Origin of the sequence: Chryseobacterium sp. VAUSW3, from assembly GCF_002205795.1 — a bacterium.
Classification (GTDB): domain Bacteria; phylum Bacteroidota; class Bacteroidia; order Flavobacteriales; family Weeksellaceae; genus Kaistella; species Kaistella yananensis.
In genome coordinates, this window is sequence record NZ_NIUY01000002.1 from 519,143 (window position 1) to 544,340 (window position 25,198).

Below are 25,198 nucleotides of genomic sequence, written 5' to 3' on the forward strand. Positions count from 1 at the left end.
ATAAGCCTTATTGTAATTTATTTGGGCGTTTTACCACTGATTATTATGAGTAAAAATGCAATTCAGTTATCAATTTCTAAAAATATTTTTCTCATATTACTTTATTCTGTTAACTTTACGGGATATACCATTATGCTGGCAGGTATTTTTTTTAGTAGAAAAGAAATATTAATTATGGATAATCATTGAAAGCCAATGAAGTTGACATATTGATTATAATTTCAACCATCATGATACTGTCCGTAGTATTAATGATGGTTTTGATCTATGTATTCTACGTAAGAAAAAAAGGCGAGTTGTTGCTTTCCCAAAAAGAGAATGACATGAAATTTCAGCAGGAACTTACCCTTGCACAGATTGAGATGCGCGAAGTTACTTTAAACTATATAGGTCAGGAACTGCACGACGATATTGGGCAGAAGCTTTCTGTAGCCAAACTTATGATTAATCAATTGATTTCACAGTGTGATGAAATGGCTAAAGTAAGTTTATCGGAGATTAACGAATTGCTGGGGGAAACCATTCAGGACATTAGGAATATGTCAAAAACTTTTATAACGGATCAAGTAGAGCATTTCGGACTTATTGATACCCTGGAAATCGAAATGAACAGAATTGCCAGACTGAAATTAATTGACATTGAACTCCGTAGCAATAAACATGATATTGAAATTAACCCGAAAGATGGGGTTATCATCTTTAGAATCATTCAGGAAAGTGTGAATAATACACTTAAACATTCAAAAGCGAAAAACCTAAATATAGAAGTTAAAGACAGTCCCAAAACATTGAAAATAATCATTCAGGATAATGGGGTAGGAATTAAAGGAGGGAAGACAGACGGTTCCGGACTCAACAATATGAAGAAAAGAGCTTTGATGATGAATGCAGATTTGCAGATTACAAGTAAAGCAAATGTGGGTACAGTTCTAAAACTTATATATCCCAAAAAATAAAAAACATGGAAGCTGTAAAAGTTGCAATTGTGGATGATCACAAGCTGGTTTCTAAAGCGCTTGAAAATATGATTTCACTGAATCCTAACTTTCAGGTTACGATGAACTGTTTCAACGGACAGGATTTTATAGACGAGCTGGAGAAAGTAAAAACTTATCCCGATGTTGTTTTAATGGACATTAATATGCCGATTAAAAACGGTATTGAAACGACGGCGGAAATTTCACGTAAATTTCCTAATCTCAAAGTAATCGCTTTAACAATGGAGGATAATGAAGGAACAATTATTAAAATGATGAAAGCCGGCGCTAAAGGCTATCTGCTCAAAGATATGTCGCCCGATATTCTTTTTAATGCCATTAATATCGTGCATGAAAAAGGCATTTTTTATACCGATATGGTTACCCAGAGTCTTTTGAAAATTAAAACTGAAGAAAAATTCATGAAAAACCTGAATGAAACTTTAAAAGACCGTGAACTGGAATTTATTAAACTTGCCTGCTCCGAACTTACCTATAGGGAAATTGCAGATCAGATGTTCGTAAGTCCCCGTACCATAGATGGTTACAGAGATTCAATTTTTCTGAAACTTAATGTAAAAACCCGCGTCGGTATTGTTCTGTTTGCAATAAAACACAACTTATGTTAAAAAAGGGTGTTTTCACGGTATTTTTAAGATAATTATTAATTACTTTTGTGGTATCAAATATGACACAAATAATGAAAAAAAGAGAACCGGTTTTTGGCTGGTTCTTTTTTATTTTTAAATACCAAAAAAGTAAGTATTTAAATCGCTTAAAGCATGTTTACAATTTTTAATATTTACGCATCAATAGCTCCCTCAAAATCTTCACTCCTTCAGTCGCGGAAGTTTTAAAAAAGTTCTCATATTTTGCATAACTGTTTTCAAGATTTGGGTCGATTACAAAAATTTCGCAGTTCGCCGGAACATAATCTATAAGCCCAGCAGCCGGATAAACCTGCATCGATGTTCCGATAATTAAAAAAATCTCTGCTTCTGAAGCTAACTGAATTGCCTTCTCCATTTCAGGAACAATTTCACCAAACCAAACAATGTGCGGACGGAGCTGAACACCATTGGCATCGCAATCACCCACATATAAATCTTTTTCCCAGTGGAAAATTTCAGTTTCTGAATTAAGTGGACGTACTTTCAACAGTTCACCATGAAGATGGATAACCTTACTTGAGCCCGCTCTTTCATGAAGATCATCTACATTTTGGGTAATAATTTCCACATCAAAAAACGCTTCCAGTTCCGCTAATATTAAGTGTGCAGCATTTGGTTTTACTTCCAATAGTTGTTTTCTTCTAGCGTTATAAAAGTCCAGTACCATCTGCGGATTTTTCTCAAAGCCTTCAAAACTCGCAACATCCTCAATGCGGTGATTTTCCCACAACCCATTCGAATCCCGGAATGTCTTCACGCCGCTTTCTGCAGAAATCCCTGCACCGGAAAATACTACCAATTTCTTTTTCATGATTCTACTTTAAAAATAATTATTAATGTTGCTAAAACTTGCTTTAAAAGACTGCGGCTTAAATTTATGGAAATTGTTTACAAAATCGCTAAATTTGTAAGCATAATAAAATATATTCAAAATGTCAAAGAAAGCCATTTTAGCCATACTCGACGGGTGGGGATTAGGAACTGACCCGGAAGTTTCAGCGATCGCTCAGGCAAACACCCCTTTTATAGATTCCTGTTATAATAATTTCCCTAATACAACGCTGGAAGCCAGCGGAATTGCTGTCGGCTTGCCTTTCGGGCAGATGGGGAATTCGGAAGTAGGCCACATGAATTTAGGCGCCGGAAGAGTTGTTTATCAAAATCTGGTAAAACTTAACATGGCTGTCGAAAATGCAACTTTAGGAAAAGAAAATGTAATTACCCAGGCATTTGAATATGCCAGTTTGAACAAGAAAAAAGTTCATTTTATTGGATTAGTTTCCGATGGAGGCGTTCATTCCCATATCAATCATTTAAAAGGTTTGCTCACCGCAGCGCATGAGTATGGCTTGAATGACGATGTTTTTGTGCACGCATTTACTGATGGACGCGACTGTGATCCGCATTCGGGGAAGGGTTTTATTGCAGACATTTTAGATCACATGAAACTTACGACAGGGAAACTCGCTTCAGTTACCGGAAGATATTACGCGATGGATCGTGATAAAAGATGGGAGCGTGTAAAATTAGCTTATGATGCCCTTGTAAAAGGAATAGGTGAGCCTACACATGATATTTTATCTACATTCGACAACTGTTATAAAGACGGAATTACCGACGAATTCCTGCGTCCGATTATCTGCCTAAAAGAAAGTAATTTGCCTGTTACTAAGATTGAAAATGATGATGTGGTTTTCTGTTTCAACTTCCGGACAGATCGCGGGCGGGAAATTACAGAAGTCCTTTCACAGAACGATTTTCCTGAATTTGGAATGAACCATCTTAATCTTTATTATGTTACAATGACGAACTATGATAAAGATTATAAAAATATTAAAGTGGTTTTCGACGAAAAGGTTCTGGAGCAAACCATGGGCGAAATTTTAGAGCGGAACGGAAAAACCCAGATTAGGGTAGCAGAAACTGAGAAATATCCGCATGTTACGTTTTTCTTTTCCGGCGGAAGAGAAGACGAATTTTTAGGAGAAAGAAGATTGCTTTGCCCAAGCCCAAAAGATGTTCCGACTTACGATTTCAAACCGGAAATGTCTGCTTATGACATTACAGAAAAAATTCTCCCGGAAATCGAAAATGAGACAGCAGATTTTATCTGCCTGAATTTTGCAAATACCGATATGGTAGGCCATACTGGCGTTTTTTCTGCAGCCGTGAAAGCAGCGGAAACCGTAGATTCCTGCATCCAGAAAGTTGCAACTGCAGGTTATGAACACGGTTATGCCGTTTTCATTCTTGCGGATCATGGAAATTCTGATGTGATGAAAAATCCGGACGGAAGTCCAAATACCCAACATTCAACAAATCTGGTTCCGCTGATCGTAATGGATAAAGACCGAACATGGAATTTAAAACCTGGTAAATTGGGTGATGTTGCTCCTTCAATTTTAACAGTAATGGGCGTTCCGGTTCCGGAAATCATGACCGGAGAAATTCTTGTGAGTTAGTTTTACATAAAATAATATCTTTTTAGGCGATTAATTTTTAGTTTTTCAAAAAAGCTATGCATGAAATACTAAAATTTAATATATATTTGTCTCTTCTAAAAAGCAAAATAATGTATAATAAATTAGTGAGAATTGAAGTCATGCGGAATTTAGGTAAAGAAGTTGATGACTTTATTTCCTCCTATTTAACGCCTGTTGAAAAAATTTGGCAACCTACAGATTTCCTTCCGGATCCTTCTGCAGATAGCTTTAAGCACGATGTAGAGGAGCTTCAGACCTATGCTCAGGAAATGGGATACGATCTTTTTGTTACCCTAATCGGCGACTGTATCACCGAAGAGGCATTGCCGAGTTATGAATCCTGGATTATGGGAATCGACGGTGTAGAACAGGAAAACAGATCCGGCTGGTCGCAGTGGGTTAGAAGCTGGACTGCTGAAGAAAACCGTCATGGCGATTTGCTCAACAAATACCTTTATCTATGTGGCCGCGTAAATATGCGCGAAGTAGAAATTACCACACAGTATTTAATTCAGGACGGTTTCGATATCGGAACGTCTATGGATCCTTACAGAAATTTTGTATATACCAGTTTTCAGGAAACGGCAACTAATATTTCGCACCGTAGAGTAGGCTCTCTTGCCAAACAGACAGGAAATACCAAATTATCGAGAATGTGTGGTGTGATCGCTGCTGACGAAGCCCGACATGCAAAAGCCTACAAACAGTTCGTTACAAGAATATTTGAACTGGATCCATCCGAAATGATGCTTGCTTTTGAAGACATGATGCGTAAAAAAATCGTGATGCCTGCACACTTAATGCGCGAATCTGGCCAGAAAGCAGGTGAACTTTGGGGACATTTCTCCGATGCGGCACAAAGAGCTATGGTTTACACCGGTCAGGATTACATCAACATTCTCAGTGATCTTCTTGCAGACTGGAAAATTGAACATATCTCCGGACTTACCGAAAAAGCTGAAAAAGCACAGGAATATTTAATGAAACTTCCGGCCAGGCTTCAAAGAATTACCGACAGAATTGCAACTCCTGATTTAGAATACCAGTTTAAATGGGTAAAATCATAATACAGCTTAATAATTAATTTCTGGGAGTGGTTGTTTTTCAACCGCTCTTTTATTTTATTATCTTTGCACATCTGAAATTTTAGAATAATGAAAAGCAATAAAAAACTGGCCATTGATTTCGACGGAACTATTGTTGAAGACGCATATCCCGGAATTGGCAAACCCAAAACTTTTGCATTTGAAACCCTTAAAAAACTTCAGTCCGAAGGTTACAGATTAATTTTGTGGACTTACAGACACGGGAAAACTTTAGATGAAGCTGTAGAATTCTGCAAAAAAAATGGTGTTGAATTTTATGCCGTTAATTCAAGTTTTGAAGGTGAAATTTTTGATCATTCACAAGCTTCGCGAAAAATTGATGCCGATTTATTTATCGATGACAGAAACCTTGGCGGATTTCCGGGTTGGGGCGAAATCTATAACATCATCAATGAAAGAATCGAATTCCGTGTTGAAGGCTCAGAAGTTTTAGCCTATTCTAAAATTAAAAAAGACAAGAAAAAAGGACTTTTCTGGTAAAAGTTATTTCCTATGATTATATTAAAGACACTCGACGAGCTGAGGCTGATGCGCGAAAGTGCACAACTTGTTTCCAAAACTTTAGGAATGCTTGCCAAAGAAATAAAACCCGGCGCTACAACCAACCATTTGGATAAACTTGGTGGCGAATTCATCCGTGATCACGGTGGCGAACCTGCATTTTTAGGAATGTACGGTTTCCCAAAAAACCTTTGTATTTCGCCTAACGCAGAAGTAGTACACGGCATTCCGAACGACAAACCTTTGGTGGAAGGCGACATCCTTTCAGTGGATTGTGGTGTGTATATGAATGGTTTTTATGGGGACCATGCCTATTCATTCGAGGTGGGCGAAGTAGCTCCAGAGACCAAAAAAATGCTGAAGGTTACCAAAGAATCTTTATACAAAGGCATTGCACAGTGCGTCCGCGGAAAAAGAGTAGGAGATATCTCCAATGCCATTCAGGAACATTGTGAAAAACACGGTTATGGTGTTGTGCGCGAATTGGTTGGGCACGGTTTGGGCAGAAAAATGCACGAAGATCCTCAGGTACCGAATTACGGCAGAAAAGGCAGCGGAAAAGTTCTAAAAGACGGAATTGTACTCGCCATCGAACCTATGGTAAATTTAGGAACCGAAAAAGTGAAGTTTCACGATGATGGATGGACGGTGACTTCTCTCGACAATTCACCTTCTGCGCATTTCGAACATGATGTTTGTATTATTAATGGCAAACCCGTTTTGCTTTCAACATTCAGCTATATTTATGAAGCGCTGGGAATTGTAAGCGACGAAGAAAAACCATTTACGCTGGATTTTTAATGAAAAAAATCACCAAATTCCTTTTAAACAAAATCCCAAGACCAATGCTTATTAACTTAAGCATTTTTCTTCGGCCGTTGATTTATCAGTTGTTTAAAGGCAATACATTCACCGATCCGATTGACGGCAAATCTTACCGTAAATTTTTACCTTACGGATACGGAAGACAGCGCGAAAATGCACTTTCTCCGGGAACTTTAAGTCTCGAAAGACACCGCCAAATGTGGCTTTATCTGAAAAATGAAACCGATTTTTTTACCAAAAATTATAAAGTTCTTCACATTGCGCCGGAACAGGAATTTCTAAGGAAATTCAAAAAAATGAAAAATCTGGATTATACTTCAGCCGATTTGTTTTCACCGATTGTTGATGTAAAAGCAGATATTCTAGATCTTCCGTTTGAAGATGAAAGCTTTGACATCATTTTTTGCAATCACGTTTTGGAGCATATTGAAGACGACAGAAAGGCGATGAGCGAGCTTTATCGCATAATGAGAAAAGGCGGATGGGGAATTTTTCAGGTTCCGATGAAAAATTCTTTAGAAAAAACCTACGAAGATTTCAGTATTAACGATCCTAAAGAAAGACAGAAACATTTCGGGCAGTACGACCACGTTCGCTGGTACGGAATGGATTACTTTGAAAGACTAAAAAGTGTTGGTTTTCAAACCGATATCAATTTTTATTCAAGAAAATTTTCCGATGAAAATCGAAAAAAATTTGGTCTTATTGAAAATGAAATCCTTCCGGTAGTTTTCAAATAATAACAATTCAATTATCGCTATCTTTGCAAGATAGTTTTCAGAACAGGGAATTCCGATTCATCACCATTCTGAAAAATCACTTAAATTTCAATTAAAATGCACAAGGCAGGATTCGTAAATATCGTTGGGAAACCCAATGTCGGGAAATCAACACTTCTTAATAAACTGATGGGCGAGAAGCTCGCGATTGTTACCCAGAAAGCACAAACCACAAGACACAGGATTTTTGGGATGTACAACGAAGAAGATTTACAGATTGTATTTTCGGATACGCCGGGAGTTTTGGATCCGAAGTACGGTTTACAGGAAAAAATGATGGATTTTGTGAAGGATTCTCTTCAGGATGCCGATGTTTTCTTGTTTATTGTTGATATTTTAGATAAAACTGAACCTTTCGAATTTTTGGTAGAAAAACTCAATAAAATTCCGGTTCCGGTTCTTATTCTGATCAATAAAATTGACGAATCCAACCAGGAAGATCTTGAAAAAGCAATGGAGCAGTGGCACGAAAGAATTCCAAAGGCTGAAATTCTTCCTATCTCTGCTTTAAAAGGTTTCAATACCGATGTAATCTTACCAAAACTGAAATCTTTGCTTCCGGAAAATCCACCATATTACGATAAAGATCTTTATACCGATAAGCCTGAAAGATTCTTCGTTAACGAAGCGATCCGTGAAAAAATCCTGTTGAATTACGAGAAAGAAATTCCGTATTCTGTAGAAGTTGTTACCGAAATGTTTAAGGAAAAAGAAGGAATTATCTTCATTGACTCCATTATTTATGTTGAAAGAGACACCCAAAAAGGAATTATTATCGGTCATAAAGGTGAAGCCATTAAGAAAGTTGGAACCGAAGCGCGACTTGATCTGGAAAAATTCTTCGCCAAAAAAATACATCTGAATCTTTTTGTAAAAGTGAAAAAAGACTGGCGGAAAAATGAAAGGGATTTAAAGAATTTCGGATATCGATAAACAAAAAGCCCAGCCATTGCGTTTTACAAAGGATTTTCTTATTTTTGGTAAAAATTGATACATGAATTATTTTACTTCAACGAAAAGCAATCCTTTAATTATAGATATTGTTCTTCTTGTTATTAGAATTTTTGTTGGTTTTGCAATGCTGTCGCATGGTTTTCCTAAGCTGCAGGACTTGCTGTCAGGTGAAGAAATTCAGTTTTTCAGCTTTATGGGTCTTAGTGCTAAAACATCGCTCACCTTAGCGGTTTTTGCTGAATTTGTGTGTTCTATTTTTATCATCCTCGGCCTTTTTACGAGGTTTGCAGTATTCTTTCTGATTATTACAATGGCTGTTGCCGGACTTATTGTACACGGCGGAGATCCTTTCCAGAAAAAAGAAACCAGTTTGCTATATCTCTCTGTTTATCTCATGCTTTTTGCTTTCGGTCCGGGGAAATTCTCGGTCGATTACATGATTGGCAGAAGAAAAGAAAACAATTGGTAACATCAGCTTACATTGAAAATTACAAATGCATTAACGCAAGTTTCTGCATTTTTTTATAAAACCAAATCTAATATTTATGAGAATTAAACTAACATTAGTTGCCCTTCTCTACGCAGGATTTACCTTTGCGCAGGAGAGCATAACCTACCAGCAGCCTTCTGCTGAAATTCTTCAGCTTGCAGATTTCCAGCGGGCACCAAGTGTAATGATGGACAGTAAAAAGGAATGGCTCATTTTTTCTTACCGCCCAACGTACAAATCTCTTGATGATCTTAATCAGGAAGAAATGCGCCTTGCAGGTTTACGGGTAAATCCTGTGACCAATATCTCGAGTACGATAACATACGTTAATAACTTAAAAATTAGAAAGTTAAAAGACAAAAACGAAATTCAGGTTAAAGGGCTTCCAGCGAACGCTAAAATTGCTTACACCAGCTTTTCACCAGACGAAAAGAAACTTGCATTTACCAACACCACAGCCAAAGGAGTAGAACTTTGGATACTTGATCTGGCCACAGCTACCGCAAAAAAACTTACAGGCGATCAACTAAATGCCAATTTAGGCACTCCGTATGTTTGGATGAAAGATTCGGAAACACTTTTGGTAAAGCAGATTCCTGCCAGCAGAAGTGCGCTGATTGATGATAAAAAAATGCTTCCGGCCGGACCTACGGTTTCAAACGCTGACGGAAAAGTATCCCAAAACAGAACCTATCAGGATTTGCTTAAAAACCCACAGGATGAAGCCAATTTCGAAACTTTAGCCAAAGCAGAACTTGTAAAAGTTTCGCTTAACGGGAACCAGCAGCCTTTCAAGCCGGCAGCAATTTATTCAGGGATGAGTTTTTCACCGGACGGAAGCTACTTGATGCTCACGACCATCCAGCGACCTTATTCGTATATCGTTCCGCTGAGCCGTTTCCCTATGACTTCTACAGTTTTCGACAAAGACGGAAATTCAGTGAAAACTGTAAATGAAATTCCACTCACTGAAATTATGCCTAAAGGATTTTCTTCGGTAAGAACCGGAAAAAGAAATATGAGCTGGAGAGACGATCAGCCTGCAACTTTAGTATATGCAGAGGCATTAGATGGAGGCGACCAGTCTAAAAATGTAGATTACCGCGACGAGATTTTCCTTTGGGAAGCACCTTTCAACAATACACCGAAATCTTTTTTTAAAACCAAACAGCGTTTCAGCGGTATCGATTGGTCAAATGGAGATTTCGCCATTATTTCCGACAGTTGGTATGATACGAGAAATACCAAATCTTATCTCATCAATTTAAAGAATAACAGTTCAAAAATCATTGACGACCGCAATTATCAGGATGTTTACAGTGATCCGGGTAACTTTAATACGACAAAAAACCAATACGGAAGAACGGTTATTGATACCAAAAACAACAAAGCGTATCTTGTAGGCGAAGGATTTACAAAAGACGGCCAGTTTCCTTTTATTGATGAAGTAGATATGAGTTCTTCATCGAAAAAGAGAATTTACACCTCGAAACTGAAGAATTCCAAAGAAAATATCATCGATATTTTAGATGCGAAATCCGGAAATGTTCTTGTGGTAGAACAGTCATCCAACCAATATCCGAATTATTCTATCAGAAATATTAAAAACGGAAAGGGAACTGCGGTAACTCATTTCGCAAATCCTTTTGAAAGCATTAAAAATGTATACAAAGAAGTTATCAAATACAAAAGAAATGATGGAGTAGAACTTACCGGAACGCTTTATCTGCCGGCAAACTTCGACAGAAAAAACCCGAAAGAAAAATTACCTCTGCTAATTTGGGCTTATCCTACAGAATACAAAGACAAAAATACGGCAGGACAAAACACCCAAAATCCTAACGATTTTACTTTCCCAAGTTACGGCTCGTTCATTTATTGGGTGAACAAAGGCTACGCAGTTCTGGATGATGCTGCTTTCCCGATCATCGGCGAAGGAAAAGCAGAACCTAATGATACATTTTTACCTCAGTTGGTTGCCAACGGTAAGGCAGCCATTGATGCCGTAGATAAATTAGGCTATATCGACAGATCCAAAGTTGCAGTTGGCGGACATTCTTACGGCGCATTTATGACTGCAAACCTGTTGACACATTCGAAAGATTATGCCTGCGGAATCGCGAGAAGCGGGGCTTATAACAGAACACTTACGCCGTTTGGATTCCAGTCTGAGCAAAGAAATTATTGGGATGTACCGGAAGTTTACAACACCATGTCGCCATTTATGAATGCTGACAAGATGAAAACGCCAATGTTGCTGATTCACGGTGAAGCTGATAATAATCCGGGAACATTTACTTTGCAAACGGAAAGGTATTTCCAAGCACTGAAAAATCTTGGTGCACCGGTAAGAATGGTACTTTTGCCAAAAGAATCTCATGGGTATGCAGCCAAAGAAAGTATTCTGCATGTCTTATGGGAGCAGGATCAGTTCCTTGAGAAATGTCTGAAAAAATAATAATGAAAAGTCTTCCGTAATTCGGAGGACTTTTTTTAATCTCTGTGGTTTAGTTTACCGCATTATTATGAGAGTGAATAGAAACATATATTTTAATAGAAAAACATAAAACTCCTTTATCTGAAAATAATATAATTTAACATAATATAAATTATAGGAATTTTTTATGATCTTACCTATTTTAATAAAAAAATAAATTATCACTATCTTTACTGCGTTTTTGACCGTTATTGTTACTTTTCTGTAACCGTATATTTGATCAATTCTGTAACCGTAAATATCATCAGTATGAAATACTTTCTTTTAATACCCGCAATTGGTTTTTCCTTATTCAGCTGTAATCAAAATTCTGATAAAAAAAATCTTGCAGCCGATTCTCTGGCATCAGAAAATATAGAAACGTGTTATGAAGCTGTACACGGTCAGGATTCCGTAAAACTTTCTATAATTTATTCTTCCGGAAATATAACGGGAAGTTTACTGTACAATAATCCGCAGGCCAGCAATTCGTCATCAGGAACTTTCACAGGAACCAAATCCGGAGATACACTGAAATTATTGTCCAGAACTGTAACCGGCGGAAATATCAGTTTCAACGAAATTTATCTTCTGAACAAATCCGGTAAGCTCTATGAAGGCGTTGGTGAAGTTGAAAAAATCAATGATTCCACTACAGTTTTTTCAGATCCTACAAAAATCGATTTTAACAAGAGTTTTGTTTTTAGCAAAACTGAATGTAATTTCTGATCCGACTTAACATAATATACATAAGGCTCAATTTTAAATTTATTTCCCCACAAAAAAATAAACTTTATGAAAAACTTCTTTTTATTAGCATTTATCGTTCTTTCAGCAGTAAGTTGTGAGAAAAAATCTAATGAAACAGTTATTACTGAAGCTACGGCAGATTCTACTGTTGTTGTTCCTGAAAGCAACGAACCTCTTGAATCTTCTACCCTACAGACCTGTTATATGGAAGTAGCTGGAAAAGACACGCTTTTTGTCTCTTTAGATGACAATCTCGGTACGATAACGGGAAAAATGCGTTATAAAAATTTCGAAAAAGACAGCTCTATCGGTGATGTGATGGGAACCCAAAACGGAGATACACTTAAATTAAGTTATACATTTCAGGCAGAAGGTACCACTTCCGACCGTGAAATCTATTTCCTTAGAAAAGACGGAAATTTAATTGAAGGAATTGGTGAGCATAAAACCGAAGGAAACAGAGATTTCTATGCAAATCCCGCCCAACTAAAATATGAGGGACACACGCTGAAATCTGTTGATTGCACAGACTTTGAGAAAAATTTTAAATCAAAATAAGTCCATTTAATTTTAAGAAAAACAAAAAAGAGCGACCGGAAATGGTTGCTCTTTTCTTTGAAAAAATAAAACTGATTATAGTACAATAGTCTGAATTGAATGTGCTGGCGCTGATAATTTAGCAGCCTGCCCTTCAATCCATAAATAAGTTTCGATGTCCTGATCAGACTCATTCATGATAACGGTTACCAGTTCACCGTTCTCGTTCATGAAAGCGGTCGAAATTAAGGCTGCTCTGTTCGATGAATTACCAATTCTCTGCGATCCCGGCTTAATATATTTCGAAACATGACCGATATAATAGTATTCGTAGGTATAATGCACTTCGCCGGTTCTTGTATCGGCAATTATGGGTGCAAAACAGAAGTTCCCCACATGGTTTGGGCCGCCGGTCTCGTCGAGAAGGACATTCCAGTCTGTCCAAAGTGCAGTTCCTTTGTTGAAATCATTAAGCATATTGCGGCCGTAAAGTTCACCCAGCGAAACATCATAAATCTGATCCATTTTAAACTGTTCTTTACAGCCTTCGGTAAATGCCAGAAACATATTAGGAAAGGCCTTCTGGGTTTCTTCCAAATTATCAAAAAGCTGGGTTTTGTTGTTCCAGGTTTCGTACCAGTGGTACCCAATTCCGTGGGCATATTTTGCAGTTTCCGGATCCTGCAAAGTGGTGGTTGCGCGCTGATAGATTAAATCGCGGTTGTGATCCCATATAATTACCTGTTTGTCCTTATAGCCATTCTTCCATAAAGTCGGTCCAAGATTTTTTCTTAGAAAATCTCCTTCTTCTTCAGCAGTGTAAATGCAGCTTTCCCAGGTCTGGGTCGCCATTGGTTCGTTTTGGATGCTTAATCCCCAAACCGGCATTCCGCGTTTTTCATATTCTTTAATGAACTTGATGTAATATTCGGCCCAAGGCTGGTAATATTCATCTTTCAGACGGCCGCCTTTCAGCATGCTGTTGTTTGATTTCATCCAGGCTGGCGGACTCCAGGGTGAAAAATAAAAGGTAAACTGGTTACCAATAAGTTTCTGAGCCTCTTTAATCATCGGGATTTTATACTTTTCGTCTCGTGCCACAGAAAAAGATTTTAACGAAACGTCGCCTTCTTTCACATAATCGTAAGATGCACTAGAAAAGTCGCACGAATTCATGTTGGTTCGTACCACGGTGTATCCCAAACCATTTTTACCATAATACGCTTCCAGAATTTCTTTCTGTTTTGCTTTTGGCATTTTGTAAAGTGTTTCTGCAGAAGCATCTGTAATGGCGCCACCGATACCGATTAATTTCTGATATTTGAAATCGGGATCTACAAAAATACACGCATCGGTTTCTTTTGGCTGAGCAAATTTTTCGAATTTTACATAACCTTTATCCTGCAGTTTTTCTTTGGTTGCTGCATTGGTAACGATGAGTTTTGCCGTTTTTTTGGTATTGTTTTTCCAGTAATTCTGGCTGAAGGCATTTATGAAAGTTCCCAACAGGAAACATGAAATCAACGTTTTTCTCATTTTCATTATTTTTTATACTTACTAAATGTTTTTCGGTTAATCAAGATTAACCCGATATCTTACTTTTTCTGTCGACAAAGGAAAATTATCAGTTCTGAAAGGTGAAACCGGAAGATTATTTTCTGTAACAAGATTGTTTTCAGAAGCATCACCCTTCCACCCAAACCTTACTGCTACTGGATTTTTTACCTTATCACTAATTACCACTACTCTATTTTTAAAAATTTTTGCTGTAGCCGGATAAAAAATTCTATCGTTTCCTGCAATTTCGAAACCTTTGACTTCTGCAGAATTATCTGATGTTTTAAGGTTTACAGACGGTTTAAAACCGACCGAAATTTTATTTTTCTGGACTTTGAAATCTTTAAAAACCGGACTTACCTGGCCATTATTTAAGGCAAGATTTGCCAGTCTTTCACCTACTGATTTTTTATTTCCGGGGTGAATATCCTTTGGATTTCCGATGTCTGTAGTTACAACCATGCCTGTATTTTGTAATTTCAGAGTATTGGTCTGGGCTTCGCGCATTTCGGCCCAGGCGCTTCCTTCGTTACTGTTACCAGGCGTTTCAAAAGTTGCAAGCTGAACATAATAAAATGGCAGCTGTTTTCCGAATTTTTCTCTCCAACTGTTGATGAGTAAAGGAAAACTTTTATTGTATTCTGCGGCTCTGTCGGCATTGGATTCGCCCTGATACCAAAGGATTCCTTTGAGCTGAAAGGGAATTAGCGGTGCAATCATGGCATTGTAAGCCAACGACGGAAATTCATTTTCGTTGATTTTATTGAAGATTTTTTCGACTGTAATTTTCCAGTTTCCGGTGAGTGAAATTGAGGATTTTGAAGTGACGAGTTTTAATTTCTCAGGTTCGCCCCAAATTCCGCCGCCGCTACCGTTGTCCGTAATTTTTGCAACAATTATATTTTCACCCACTTTCAGCAGATTTTGTGGAACAGTGTAAACCCTTTCTGCATCGTAGGAATTATTGGTTCCTATTTGTTTTCCATTGAAATACGTAACGTCTTCGTCATCGATCTGAGAAAGGAACAGTGTCGCATTTCCGGCAAGATCTTCCTGAGTTAAAATCACTTTTTTTCTGAGCCAAACAATTCCGTCTAATCCTTCAAAACCTTGGTCTTCCCATCTTTTTGGCTGGTAAATTTCAGGGAGTTTGGTATCATCAAAATCATTCTTCAGATAAAATGTTTCATTGAAATCCAAAGTATTTATCTGATGCTTTTTTTGAAGACCTGCTATTTTCGAAGCTGTAGAAAATTTTGTTAAAGAATCCAGAGAAATTTTCGGCATTTTTGAAATCATGTCCCGAAAATCCACCGAATTTTCAAACCCATTTCTCGGAATCCAGGTTTCCACATTAGTACCGCCCCAGGAAGAATTAATCAATCCTATCGGAATTTTAGTTTCCCGGTACATATTCTTTGCGAAAAAATAAGCAACACCCGAGAAATCTCCTATCGTTGAAGCGTTGGCAATTTTCCACTCCGTTGGCGCAATATTTTTCTGAGGTAATGTGTTAATGGCTCTTTCAACTTTCAGATGTCTGATGAGAGGAAAATTCTGTTGAATTAATTCATCCTGAAAACCATCAACTCTGGCAAGATTCCACTCCATATTGCTTTGGCCGCTGCAGAGCCAAACATCGCCGATTAATATATTTTTTAAAACAATTTCGTTACTGCCTGAAATTTTCATTTCAAACGGGCCACCAAATTTTTCTTCATTTAAAATTACTTTCCAGTTTCCGGAAGCATCAGTAACAGCCGTTTTTAGCTGATTTTTAAACGTAACCGTAACTTTCTCATTGGGCTCAGCAAATCCCCACACCGGAATTTTCGCATCCCGCTGCAAAACCAGATTGTGTGAGAAAAAATGAGGTACAGAAACAGTTGCCGTAAATAATTTTACAGCAAAAAAAAGTAATAAAATGATGATTTTCTGTTTCATAAATCAGGATTTCTAAAAAATATACGTTGCTGCAGATTTTCCCGGAATTGTAACTGCGGCAGAGTTTCCTTTATATTTCAGATTAAAGTTTTCAGCGTTATCGCTCTCATTCTGAACGATGAGCACGGTTTTACCCGAAGGTGTTACAAATGCTGCTGTAGCAATGTTCTCCGTTTGTGTTGAAGCAATTCTAACCGAATTCTGAGGTACAAATTTCGAAGCATGTCCGATAATATAATACGCGACATTTCTGGTGAAATCCTGGGAAGAATTAACTGTAATTGCTCCTTTACATTCGGTACATCCGCCCGGTGTGTGTGGCTGGAACGCGGCATCGTTTGCTAGATTCCACTCCAAGGCGATTTTACTCCAGTTCCGCATGGAGCCGATGATTACGTTTTTTGTGTGCCAGTTTAAATCATCTTTGAAATTACCTTTAGAACCCGTCCACTGTTCGGTGAAATAAAGATTTTTGTCGGGATGTGCATTATGAACCGTACTTAAAGCTGAAATATCGCCTTCGTAAAGGTGAAAGGCAGATCCGTCTATATATTTACGTGCTTCAGAATCATTTAAAATATTGATGGCATATTCTGGCTTATTGCAATTGTGATCATACACAACGATTTTCGTGGTAACTCCTGCTTTTTTAAACTCCGGGCCCAAATGATTTTTAATGAAATCTTTCTGCATTTCGGAAGTCATTAGAAGACTTGGATTATTACCGGGATGCAAAGGTTCGTTTTGAGGTGTAATTGCGTCAATTGTTATTCCCTCTTTTTTCATTCCCTGAATATATTTCACGAAATATTTAGCGTAAACTCCGTAATATTCAGGTTTTAAACTTCCGCCAATTGAGCTTCCGTTGTCTTTCATCCAAACTGGCGGCGACCAGGGCGCTGCAATAATTTTAATCTTGGGATTGATGGCGATAATTTCTTTCAGCATTGCAATTAAATCTTTGTCTCTTGCCAGAGAAAATTTCTCCAGATTTAAATCTGTTTGCCCAGCCGGTAAATCGTTATAAGAAAAGACTTCGGCATCCAAATCTGAGGCACCGATGCTTAACCGCAAGTAACTCACTGAAATCGAATTGCCGGAATTGCCAAAGATTTCATTTAAAAGTGCTTTTCTTTTGTCGACTGAAAGTGTGTTAATGACCTGAACGCTGCCACCTGTAAGGGTGTATCCAAAGCCATCAACGGTTTGAAATTTTTGTGTATCATCAATTTCAATAATTGGAAAATTGTTGGTATCTGTAGAAAACTGAAGGGAATTCTGCTGCTGAAGTTTTACCGAACCATCACCTTTTGTAAGCCAATATTCAATATTTTTTGCTCCTGAATTTTCGGTTTCTGTCAACACTCTATTCCCACAGGAAAGCAATGAAAAAAGTGCCACACCGCTAAGTGCAGCACTTTTTAGAAAAGAACGATTTGATTGTATAATCTTCATCATTAATATCCTGGATTTTGGGTAAGGTTAGGATTATTATCAATCTGGGACTGTGGAATTGGCCAGAGTAAACGCTGCTGGGTTAAATTTCCTGCGAAACTTAAGATGTTTCCGTTCCCGTCTTTACGGTTTTTCAGAATTTCCAGAGCTTTGCCGGTTCTTTTAAGATCAAACCAACGCTGACCTTCGAAAGCAAGCTCCAGTTTACGTTCGTGTAAGATTTTATTGATGCCGTCTTCAAGACCTGAAATGTTGATATTTCCTAGTCCAGCTCTGTTTCTTACCTGGTTTACCAATGCTGCAGCTCCGGTGTAATCACCCAATCTTACTTTTGCTTCTGCTCTCAGTAACAACAGATCCGCATATCTTAGGATGTAAATATTCTGGTTTCCGGTGGTATCTCTCTGTTTCCACGCAAACGGATAATTGCTGCTCGGCCAGTAACTGTCGGCCCAGCCTACTGCCTGAAACTTTACCGAAGAAGTTTTTCTCACAGTATCTCCCTCATCATTAAAGGCTTTTACCAGGTCATTGGATGGAGTGTTGAATTTTTTCCAGTCGTCACCGGTGAACATAAATACACCCCACCACCAGATGCTGCCGCCATTTCCGTTGATTTCGAAAATAGATTCGGCATTAGCAGTATGATTACCGTCGAATAAATGATCATAATTCGGTAAAAGGCTGTAGCCCTGACCCATCAGTTGATCTGTGTACTCGACGACTTTTGCGTAATCAGGAACTGGTTTTGTGGCGTGTACCTGTGCCAATAAAGCCAGAGCAGCACCCTTAGTCACTTTAAATTTGTCTGCGTTACCTGGCAAAGCTGGCAGTGCTCCTTCCAGATCCGACAGAATAAGCGCATATACATCGCTCACCGGTTTTCTTGCCGGATAAACCTGCGCATAAACTTCATCGAAAGTTTCGGAAGTAACGCCTATGACCGCTTTAGTAACTAACGGAATATCACCCCAAAGCTGAACTGCGTGGAAGTAATAAAGTGCTCTCATCGTTGCTGCTTCGGCTTTCATTTGTGCTTTTCGGGAGGCAGTAAGTGCGGGATCTGGTACATTATCTACATAATTCAGGATCTTGTTACAATCGTTGATCAGACCATACAGATAATTCCAGTCGCGATTTACATTGTTGTTCGTGGCCATAATACGGTATTCTGCCTGCTGAATATTCTGCGGATTGTCTCCACCTACATAAGCAACATCTGACTGGGCATCACCATTGAAAAAATAATCCAGCTGCCAGTATTCGCTGCCTAAGCCGTTATAAAGCGTTTTCATTAAATCCTCTGCTTCAGCTGCTGTTTTGTAAGGCGTATCACTTAATTCTATAGCACGGTCTGTTATCGGTTCGGTATCCAGATAATCTGAGCAGGAAGTAGTTCCGAAGGCAAGACAGGTTCCTAATAATAGATAAAATATGGTGTTATTAAGTTTCATTGTGTAAATATTAATAATTAAAAATTAGCTTTAAGTCCTAAAATTACTGTTCTTACTTGCGGATAGGTTCCGTAATCGATTCCCAGAACACCGTTTGTTGTAGCAAATGCATTCACTTCCGGATCGAAACCTGAATAATCGGTCCATGTAACCAGATTTTGTCCGGTAACATATACATTTAGTTTATTAAGACCTTTAAAAGGATTATTGAAGTTGTACCCCAGTGTGGCCGCTTTCAGTTTAATAAACGATCCGTCTTCGATAAAGCGGTCTGAAATTACCATAGCTGAAGAGGAATTTGCTCTTGGAACATTTGTAATCTGCCCTGGCGTTGTCCATCTGTTTAAAACAACTGTAGACTGGTTTTTGAAATCATTCATTAATTCTAGCTCAAACCTTGATGCATTGTAGATATCGTTTCCTTGAGAACCGGTAATCTGCACGTCCATGTACCAGTTTTTGTAGGTGAAATTATTTGTAAAACCGAAAGTAAAATCCGGGTTCGGATCACCGATAAAAGTTCTGTCGGCGGTATTAAATTCACCGTTTCCATCAAGATCTTTGTATACAATATCTCCCGTTTGAGGATTTACCCCTTCCATTTGATAGCCAAAGAAAGAGCCTATGGGCTGGCCTGCAGAAAAACGAACCAAATCACCCATTCCCTCAATACCAATCCTGTCGATATTCGGCATATAAGCTAAGCTGTTGATATTACTTTTGTTAAATGAAATATTAAAATTCGTATTCCAGGTAAAATCGTCCCGCTTAATGTTGATGGTATTTAAGGTAAGCTCCAGACCTTTATTTTCCATTGAACCTACATTTCTCAGAATATTGCCGATTTGTCCCATTTTAATCGGCATAATGAGATCATCTGTAGTTCTTTTATAAATATCAGCAGTTAATCTGATGCGGTTATTTACAAAACCTAAATCGAGACCGAAATTGGTATCTGTCGTTACTTCCCAACCGATATCACTACTCCACTGGTAAGTAGACCAGGTACCATTTTCGCCAGCTTGGTTCAGTCTTTCAAGGTTGTAATGCGCATAAGGAGGTATTCCTGAGGCGTTACCTGTTTTACCCCAGCCTCCTCTAATTTTTAATTCAGAAATTACTTTACTGTCTGCAAGGAAATCTTCGTTAGCAACATTCCAGGAAGCAGAAACTCCAGGGAAGAATCCCCATTTCTTATTATCGGCAAGAGCAGAACTGCCGTTGTAGCGGAATACGCCCATTACTGTATATTTGCCATTCAGCGTATACAAGGCTCTTCCGAAATATGAAAGTTCTCTTAAAATTTCTTTTCTGAAGATTTCATTTGGATTTTCGGAAAGTTCGTAAATAAATTCTCTTAAATCCTGTGGGAAGCGGTTACCCCAATAATATTGCCCTTGTACATTTCGTTCATGCAACTGAAAACCTCCCAATAAATTTAAGTCGTGAGCATCAGACTTAATAGTGTAATTCAACGTGTTTTCAAAATTAAAGTCTTGGAAAAGATTAAAGGTTTGGCTTCCCGTACCTCTTTCCTGGCGGCCGTAAACAGATCTGAAAGGATCAATAAACCTGTCGTTTACACTGTCGATCACATCAAGAGAAACGCTGGGTTTCCATACAAGATTCTTTAAAATATTCACATCAAGTCCCAGATTCGATAAAAACCTGTGAGTATTTGTATTATCCAACCCTCTGTACTGAAAAGCTACGGGATTTTCCCAACCTGCTGTAAACGGATTCATGGCAAACTGCCCGTCCTTGTATCCATCGATATAATTTCCGTCGGCATCTGTTTCTCTTACTTTCAACTGATTAGCGTAGGCAGGCATAAAGGTGGGTGTAGTTAAAGTACTTAAAATAACCCCAGCTCTTGCTCCTGCAGCGTTATCGTTTGTGTTTTTGAGTTTTGTATTGATGTAATTTAAGCTGGCGTGTACTTTCAGCCAACTGGCTATTTTAGAATCTAAATTAATTTTGGCAGAAACCCTGTCGAATCTGGAAGGATCTACAATCCCATCAATTCCCTGATAGCCTAAAGCGGTATACGTTCTCAAATTTTCATCACCAAATGAATAATTGACGTTATAATTCTGGTCAAAACCTGTTCGGAAAACTTCGCTTCTCCAGTCGGTATTAATTCCTGCATATCTTGGATTGTCTATTGTAGCCACATACGCAGGATTAATTTCGTTCATCAAAGCTCTATACTGTTCCGGATTCAGTACATCTACGTTATTAGCAGCCTTTGAAACACCCCAATACGCGTTGAAATTAAGTTGAGGCTTGTCGTTTTTTGCTCTTTTTGTAGTAATAATAACAACTCCGGAAGAACCGTTGATTCCATAAATAGCGGCAGATGTAGCATCTTTAAGAATCGTTAAATCCACAATATCATCCGGGTTAATACCACTAATGTCGTTGGTTTGTATTCCATCAACCACGTAAAGCGGATTTACACCAGAGGAAATGGAGTTGTTACCACGAATTTTTACATTCAAAGACTGGCCGGGTTTACCGGAGTTCTGAATTACATTTACACCGGCAGCATTTCCCTGTAAGGCCTGGCCAACATCGTAAATCGGGCGATTCTCAAAAACATCAGCTTTAATGTTCTCAATAGCACTGGTTGCGTTTTTCTTTTTCACAGATCCATAGCCAATCACCACTACTTCTTCAATCTTCTTTTCTTTCAAAGAATCTGTAACCTGGGCGTTAACTCCAACAGTGAAATAAAGAACGGCGATTAACCCGAGACTTTTAGAATAATTTAAATTCATTTTATATAGTTTTTGTTATCTCAATTTGAGACAATAAATGTATACTTTTTTTTAATACAATAATTATTTTTTTAATTTATTTCAATTTTTCTCCTATTTTTGAGGCTTTAAATACTTAATTTTTGTTAAAAATTAGTTTCAGGAAGCTAATTTTTCTTCCCGAAATATTAACTCAGCAATAAAAAATCTGTTTTTTTTAAATATGATTCAGAATTACTCCAGGATTGCACTTCCTCTTAAAATCAGTTTTCTAGTCTTCTCGATGGTTCTCAACTGTATGGGAGTGATTATTCTGCAACTCTCAGCAACGAATATTTCTTATACTAATCTGGGATTTCTCGAGGCTTTTAAGGATTTACCAATAGCGATCTTCTCACTGTTCGCCGCAACTTTTATCAACCGTTTCGGCAGCAAAACTTCTTTAATTTTTTCACTTTTAATTGTAGCCATTTGTTGTATCTTACTGCCGTTTGTAGGAGGTTTTTGGTTTTTTAAACTCTGGTTCGCAATTATGGGAATCTGCTTTTCGGTGGCTAAAATTTCGGTTTACGGTATTTTAAGAAACAATATTTTACAGGAGATTCCGCTTGCGAAAGTCATGAGCAGTGTGGAAGCCTCGTTTATGATCGGAATATTTGTAGTAAATATGGGTTTTGGCTGGCTTATCTCCAGCACATATTCAGAATACTGGAAGTTCGGATTCTGGATTATTTCTTTATTAGCTTTGGCCAATGTTTTTCTGCTGATGAAGACAGAAGTCTTACCGGATGCTGAACATTCACAGATATTTTATTTTAGTGAAATTACAGGATTCTTCAACCGCAAATATTTTCTCTTCTTTCTTATTATTTTTTCTATTGTTTTTATTGAGCAGAATTTTAATTCCTGGCTCCCCTCTTTCTACAAAAAACATCTGAATGTAAATTCTTTTTTTGCCCTGCAGGCCTCGGCGTTTCTGGCACTTTTTTCTTACGTAGGAAGAATTGTAACTGCAAGAATTATTCAGCATTTTTCTTTGGCAAGATATTTTATTGGCTGTACCATAGCCATTCTTCTGATGCTTTTCTTATTCCAAACGCTGGTTACAAATGGTTATCTGCAGATTACGCTCTTTATTTTCCCATTGATAGGATTGTTTCTTTCACCACTTTATCCTGTCATCAGTTCTCAATCGATTAACCACATCCGTAAGGCAGAAATACATCTTTTTACCAGTCTTATTGTAATTTTTTCGTCATTGGGAAGTTCTGTCGGGTCCGTTATTATGTCGTATGTATTTCAGTTTGAGTACGGTGGATATTACGCGCTCTTTATTTCGGGGGCTGTCATTGTTTTATTATTATTAAGTTTTATTTATTTCAGGTCTTATGTCTCAAAAAAAGAAAATAATTACTAGTTTTGTTAGATATGAAAGTAGACGACTCAAAAAATAAGCAGAATTTACAGGAGCTCATCGATACCAGAGACTTTGTAGAACATATTTCGGTGGATTGTGTAATCTTTGGATTTCATCACGATATTCTGAAAGTTTTACTGCTAAAATATCACGATTTAGATCTTTGGTCTTTGCCGGGCGGATTTGTCTTTAATGATGAAGATCTTCGCGAAGCTGCTTGCCGTGTGCTTTATGAACGAACTCACCTCTCGGATATTTTTTTAGAACAGTTTCACACTTTCGGCCGCAAAAACCGAACGGAGAATAATGTTCACCAGATTCTACTGAAGAATAAAAACATCGACGTTCCGCCAGATCACTGGATTTTTCAGCGTTTTATCACGGTAGGATACTGCAGTCTCATCGATTTTTCATTGGTCGATACTTTTCCCGATGCTTTCAACGAAACATGCGCATGGTTCGAAGTAAATAAACTTCCGAAAATGGCTTTCGATCACGAAAGAATTATCAACTGCGGTTTAGAGCATATCCGTAAAAATATCGACACCCAAATTGTCGCCAGTAATCTGCTGCCCGAAAAATTTACCATGAAGGAACTCCAAACCGTGTATGAAACTGTGCTTGATGAAAAATTCCGCAGAAATAATTTTCAGCGTAAAATCTTGGCCCTTAACTCATTGGAACGACTCGAGAAATTTTTCGATGGCTCTGCCAATAAAGCACCGTATCTCTACAAGTTTGCCGACAAAAAATAAATATTAAACCGCTTATTTTTTGCCGAAAGATTTCCTCACCTTTGCGAAAAATCCTAATTTAGGCAAAACTAAAAATTATGTCATACTACCCGCTTACAACCATTCCGGATTATTATTTAATGGATGATCTTTTGACTGATGAACACAAATTAATCCGGCAATCCGTGAGAGATTGGGTTGAAAGTTTTGTGATGCCGAAAATAGATGAGGCAGCACAAAATCATACCGATATTCCTAATCTAATGAAGGAATTGGGGAAAATCGGTGCCCTTGGACCGTATATTCCTGAAGAATACGGCGGCTCCGGACTCGATCAGATTTCCTACGGAATTATCATGCAGGAACTCGAAAGAGGTGATTCTGCAGTTCGTTCTGCCGCTTCTGTACAAAGTTCACTGGTAATGTTCCCGATTAACGAATATGGTTCTGAGGAACAAAAACATAAATATTTACCACACCTGGCTTCAGGAGAAATGATCGGGGCATTCGGTCTTACCGAACCTAATCACGGTTCTGATCCAGGTTCTATGGAAACGCATTTTGAAGATAAAGGCGACCATTATTTGCTGAACGGCGCAAAAATGTGGATTACCAACGCGCCGCTTTGCGATATTGCAGTAGTTTGGGCAAAAAATGAAGAAGGAAAAGTTCAGGGACTGATTGTTGAACGTGCCTTCGAAGGCTTTACAACTCCCGAAACTCATAATAAATGGAGCCTTCGGGCTTCAAAAACCGGTGAGCTGGTTTTCAACAATGTAAAAGTTCCTAAAGAAAATTTATTACCTAAAGTGGTGGGATTAAAAGGTCCGCTCTCCTGTTTAAATTCTGCACGTTACGGAATTTCGTGGGGCGTAATCGGCGCTGCAATCGACTGTTACTGCACCGCACTTCAGTATACCAAAGAAAGAAAACAGTTCGGAAAACCTATTGCTTCATTCCAGTTACAGCAGAAAAAAATTGCTGAATTCTTAACAGAAATTACCAAAGCACAGTTACTTTGCCTTCAGTTAGGAAACCTTAAAAATGCGCATAAAGCAAGCCCGGCACAAATTTCAATGGCGAAAAGAAACAATGTGAAAATGGCGATTGATATTGCCAGAGAATCCCGACAAATGCTTGGCGGAATGGGAATCATGGGCGAATTCCCAATGATGCGTCATGCCGCGAATTTAGAATCGGTTATTACTTATGAAGGTACGCACGATATCCATTTGCTGATCACTGGCATGGATGTCACAGGAATCAACGCTTTCGGATAGAAAATATTTCTTTACCATACAAAAAGCCTTCAGGAATCTGAAGGCTTTT

General features: G+C 38.1%; 21 protein-coding genes. 15 read left to right on the plus strand and 6 right to left on the minus strand.

All coding sequences use genetic code 11. The features are described from left to right. The first annotated feature begins 230 nt into the window (after nt 1-230). Complete coding sequence (locus CDW55_RS07650; RefSeq protein ID WP_143332943.1) at nt 231-956, plus strand: sensor histidine kinase; 726 nt, start codon at nt 231-233, stop codon at nt 954-956. Between the two features lie 5 nt (nt 957-961). After that, nucleotides 962-1,606, plus strand: a complete 645-nt coding sequence (locus tag CDW55_RS07655) for a response regulator transcription factor (RefSeq protein WP_088469164.1) — start codon at nt 962-964, stop codon at nt 1,604-1,606. 166 nt (nt 1,607-1,772) lie between these two features. Here the strand turns inward: CDW55_RS07655 and CDW55_RS07660 are convergent, their stop codons facing one another. After that, nucleotides 1,773-2,459 (minus strand): SIR2 family NAD-dependent protein deacylase, encoded by a 687-nt coding sequence (locus CDW55_RS07660; protein WP_088469165.1) that lies wholly within the window; start codon nt 2,457-2,459, stop codon nt 1,773-1,775. Nucleotides 2,460-2,580: 121 nt separating this feature from the next. Here CDW55_RS07660 and gpmI point away from each other — a divergent pair, with 121 nt between their 5' ends. The 10 genes from gpmI to CDW55_RS07710 all read left to right on the plus strand — a co-directional run bounded on the left by gpmI (nt 2,581) and on the right by CDW55_RS07710 (nt 12,570). Further along, complete coding sequence (gpmI, locus tag CDW55_RS07665) at nt 2,581-4,110, plus strand: 2,3-bisphosphoglycerate-independent phosphoglycerate mutase (RefSeq protein WP_088469166.1); 1,530 nt, start codon at nt 2,581-2,583, stop codon at nt 4,108-4,110. A gap of 110 nt (nt 4,111-4,220) precedes the next feature. Further along, nucleotides 4,221-5,198, plus strand: coding sequence for an acyl-ACP desaturase (locus CDW55_RS07670; RefSeq protein WP_088469167.1), 978 nt, complete (start codon nt 4,221-4,223; stop codon nt 5,196-5,198). A gap of 87 nt (nt 5,199-5,285) precedes the next feature. Then, nucleotides 5,286-5,717, plus strand: a complete 432-nt coding sequence (locus tag CDW55_RS07675) for a BT0820 family HAD-type phosphatase (protein WP_088469168.1) — start codon at nt 5,286-5,288, stop codon at nt 5,715-5,717. Between the two features lie 12 nt (nt 5,718-5,729). Beyond that, the gene (gene map, locus CDW55_RS07680; RefSeq protein WP_088469169.1) at nt 5,730-6,539 is read left to right on the plus strand and encodes a type I methionyl aminopeptidase; all 810 of its coding nucleotides are present in this window, start codon (nt 5,730-5,732) and stop codon (nt 6,537-6,539) included. After that, complete coding sequence (locus CDW55_RS07685; protein ID WP_088469170.1) at nt 6,539-7,303, plus strand: class I SAM-dependent methyltransferase; 765 nt, start codon at nt 6,539-6,541, stop codon at nt 7,301-7,303. The genes map and CDW55_RS07685 overlap by 1 nt, the downstream gene beginning before the upstream one ends. Nucleotides 7,304-7,399: 96 nt before the next feature. After that, complete coding sequence (era, locus tag CDW55_RS07690) at nt 7,400-8,275, plus strand: GTPase Era (RefSeq protein WP_088469171.1); 876 nt, start codon at nt 7,400-7,402, stop codon at nt 8,273-8,275. A gap of 61 nt (nt 8,276-8,336) precedes the next feature. Then, a complete protein-coding gene (locus CDW55_RS07695) occupies nt 8,337-8,765 on the plus strand; it encodes a DoxX family protein (RefSeq protein WP_088469172.1) in 429 nt (142 codons plus the stop codon). Between the two features lie 76 nt (nt 8,766-8,841). Continuing rightward, nucleotides 8,842-11,244 carry an alpha/beta hydrolase family protein gene (locus tag CDW55_RS07700; RefSeq protein ID WP_088469173.1) on the plus strand — a complete coding sequence of 801 codons (2,403 nt, stop codon included), beginning with the start codon at nt 8,842-8,844 and terminating at the stop codon, nt 11,242-11,244. A gap of 288 nt (nt 11,245-11,532) precedes the next feature. Next, a complete protein-coding gene (locus CDW55_RS07705) occupies nt 11,533-11,991 on the plus strand; it encodes a hypothetical protein (protein WP_143332944.1) in 459 nt (152 codons plus the stop codon). Nucleotides 11,992-12,057: 66 nt separating this feature from the next. Further along, nucleotides 12,058-12,570 (plus strand): hypothetical protein, encoded by a 513-nt coding sequence (locus CDW55_RS07710; RefSeq protein ID WP_088469175.1) that lies wholly within the window; start codon nt 12,058-12,060, stop codon nt 12,568-12,570. Nucleotides 12,571-12,645: 75 nt separating this feature from the next. Here CDW55_RS07710 and CDW55_RS07715 read toward each other — a convergent pair whose 3' ends face one another. From CDW55_RS07715 to CDW55_RS07735, 5 genes are read right to left on the minus strand one after another with little or no spacing between them, the layout of a single operon-like run. Beyond that, a complete protein-coding gene (locus CDW55_RS07715; protein WP_088469546.1) occupies nt 12,646-14,085 on the minus strand; it encodes a glycoside hydrolase family 30 protein in 1,440 nt (479 codons plus the stop codon). Nucleotides 14,086-14,121: 36 nt separating this feature from the next. Then, complete coding sequence (locus CDW55_RS07720; RefSeq protein ID WP_088469176.1) at nt 14,122-16,050, minus strand: sialate O-acetylesterase; 1,929 nt, start codon at nt 16,048-16,050, stop codon at nt 14,122-14,124. A 12-nt stretch (nt 16,051-16,062) separates the two neighbouring features. Further along, the gene (locus tag CDW55_RS07725; protein WP_228399624.1) at nt 16,063-17,508 is read right to left on the minus strand and encodes a glycoside hydrolase family 30 protein; all 1,446 of its coding nucleotides are present in this window, start codon (nt 17,506-17,508) and stop codon (nt 16,063-16,065) included. Beyond that, entirely contained in the window at nt 17,508-18,959 is a 1,452-nt protein-coding gene (locus CDW55_RS07730) for a RagB/SusD family nutrient uptake outer membrane protein (protein ID WP_088469177.1), read from the minus strand. Before CDW55_RS07730 ends, CDW55_RS07725 begins: the two co-directional genes overlap by 1 nt. 17 nt (nt 18,960-18,976) lie before the next feature. Continuing rightward, nucleotides 18,977-21,739: a SusC/RagA family TonB-linked outer membrane protein gene (locus CDW55_RS07735; protein ID WP_088469178.1), complete on the minus strand. Its 2,763-nt coding sequence runs from the start codon at nt 21,737-21,739 to the stop codon at nt 18,977-18,979. 202 nt (nt 21,740-21,941) lie between these two features. Here CDW55_RS07735 and CDW55_RS07740 point away from each other — a divergent pair, with 202 nt between their 5' ends. The 3 genes from CDW55_RS07740 to CDW55_RS07750 all read left to right on the plus strand — a co-directional run bounded on the left by CDW55_RS07740 (nt 21,942) and on the right by CDW55_RS07750 (nt 25,149). Then, nucleotides 21,942-23,135, plus strand: coding sequence for an MFS transporter (locus CDW55_RS07740; RefSeq protein ID WP_088469179.1), 1,194 nt, complete (start codon nt 21,942-21,944; stop codon nt 23,133-23,135). Between the two features lie 11 nt (nt 23,136-23,146). Continuing rightward, on the plus strand, nt 23,147-23,890 hold the full coding sequence (locus CDW55_RS07745) for an NUDIX hydrolase (RefSeq protein WP_088469180.1): 744 nt from the start codon (nt 23,147-23,149) through the stop codon (nt 23,888-23,890). Nucleotides 23,891-23,967: 77 nt separating this feature from the next. Further along, nucleotides 23,968-25,149, plus strand: coding sequence for an acyl-CoA dehydrogenase family protein (locus CDW55_RS07750; RefSeq protein WP_088469181.1), 1,182 nt, complete (start codon nt 23,968-23,970; stop codon nt 25,147-25,149). Nucleotides 25,150-25,198 lie beyond the last annotated feature (49 nt).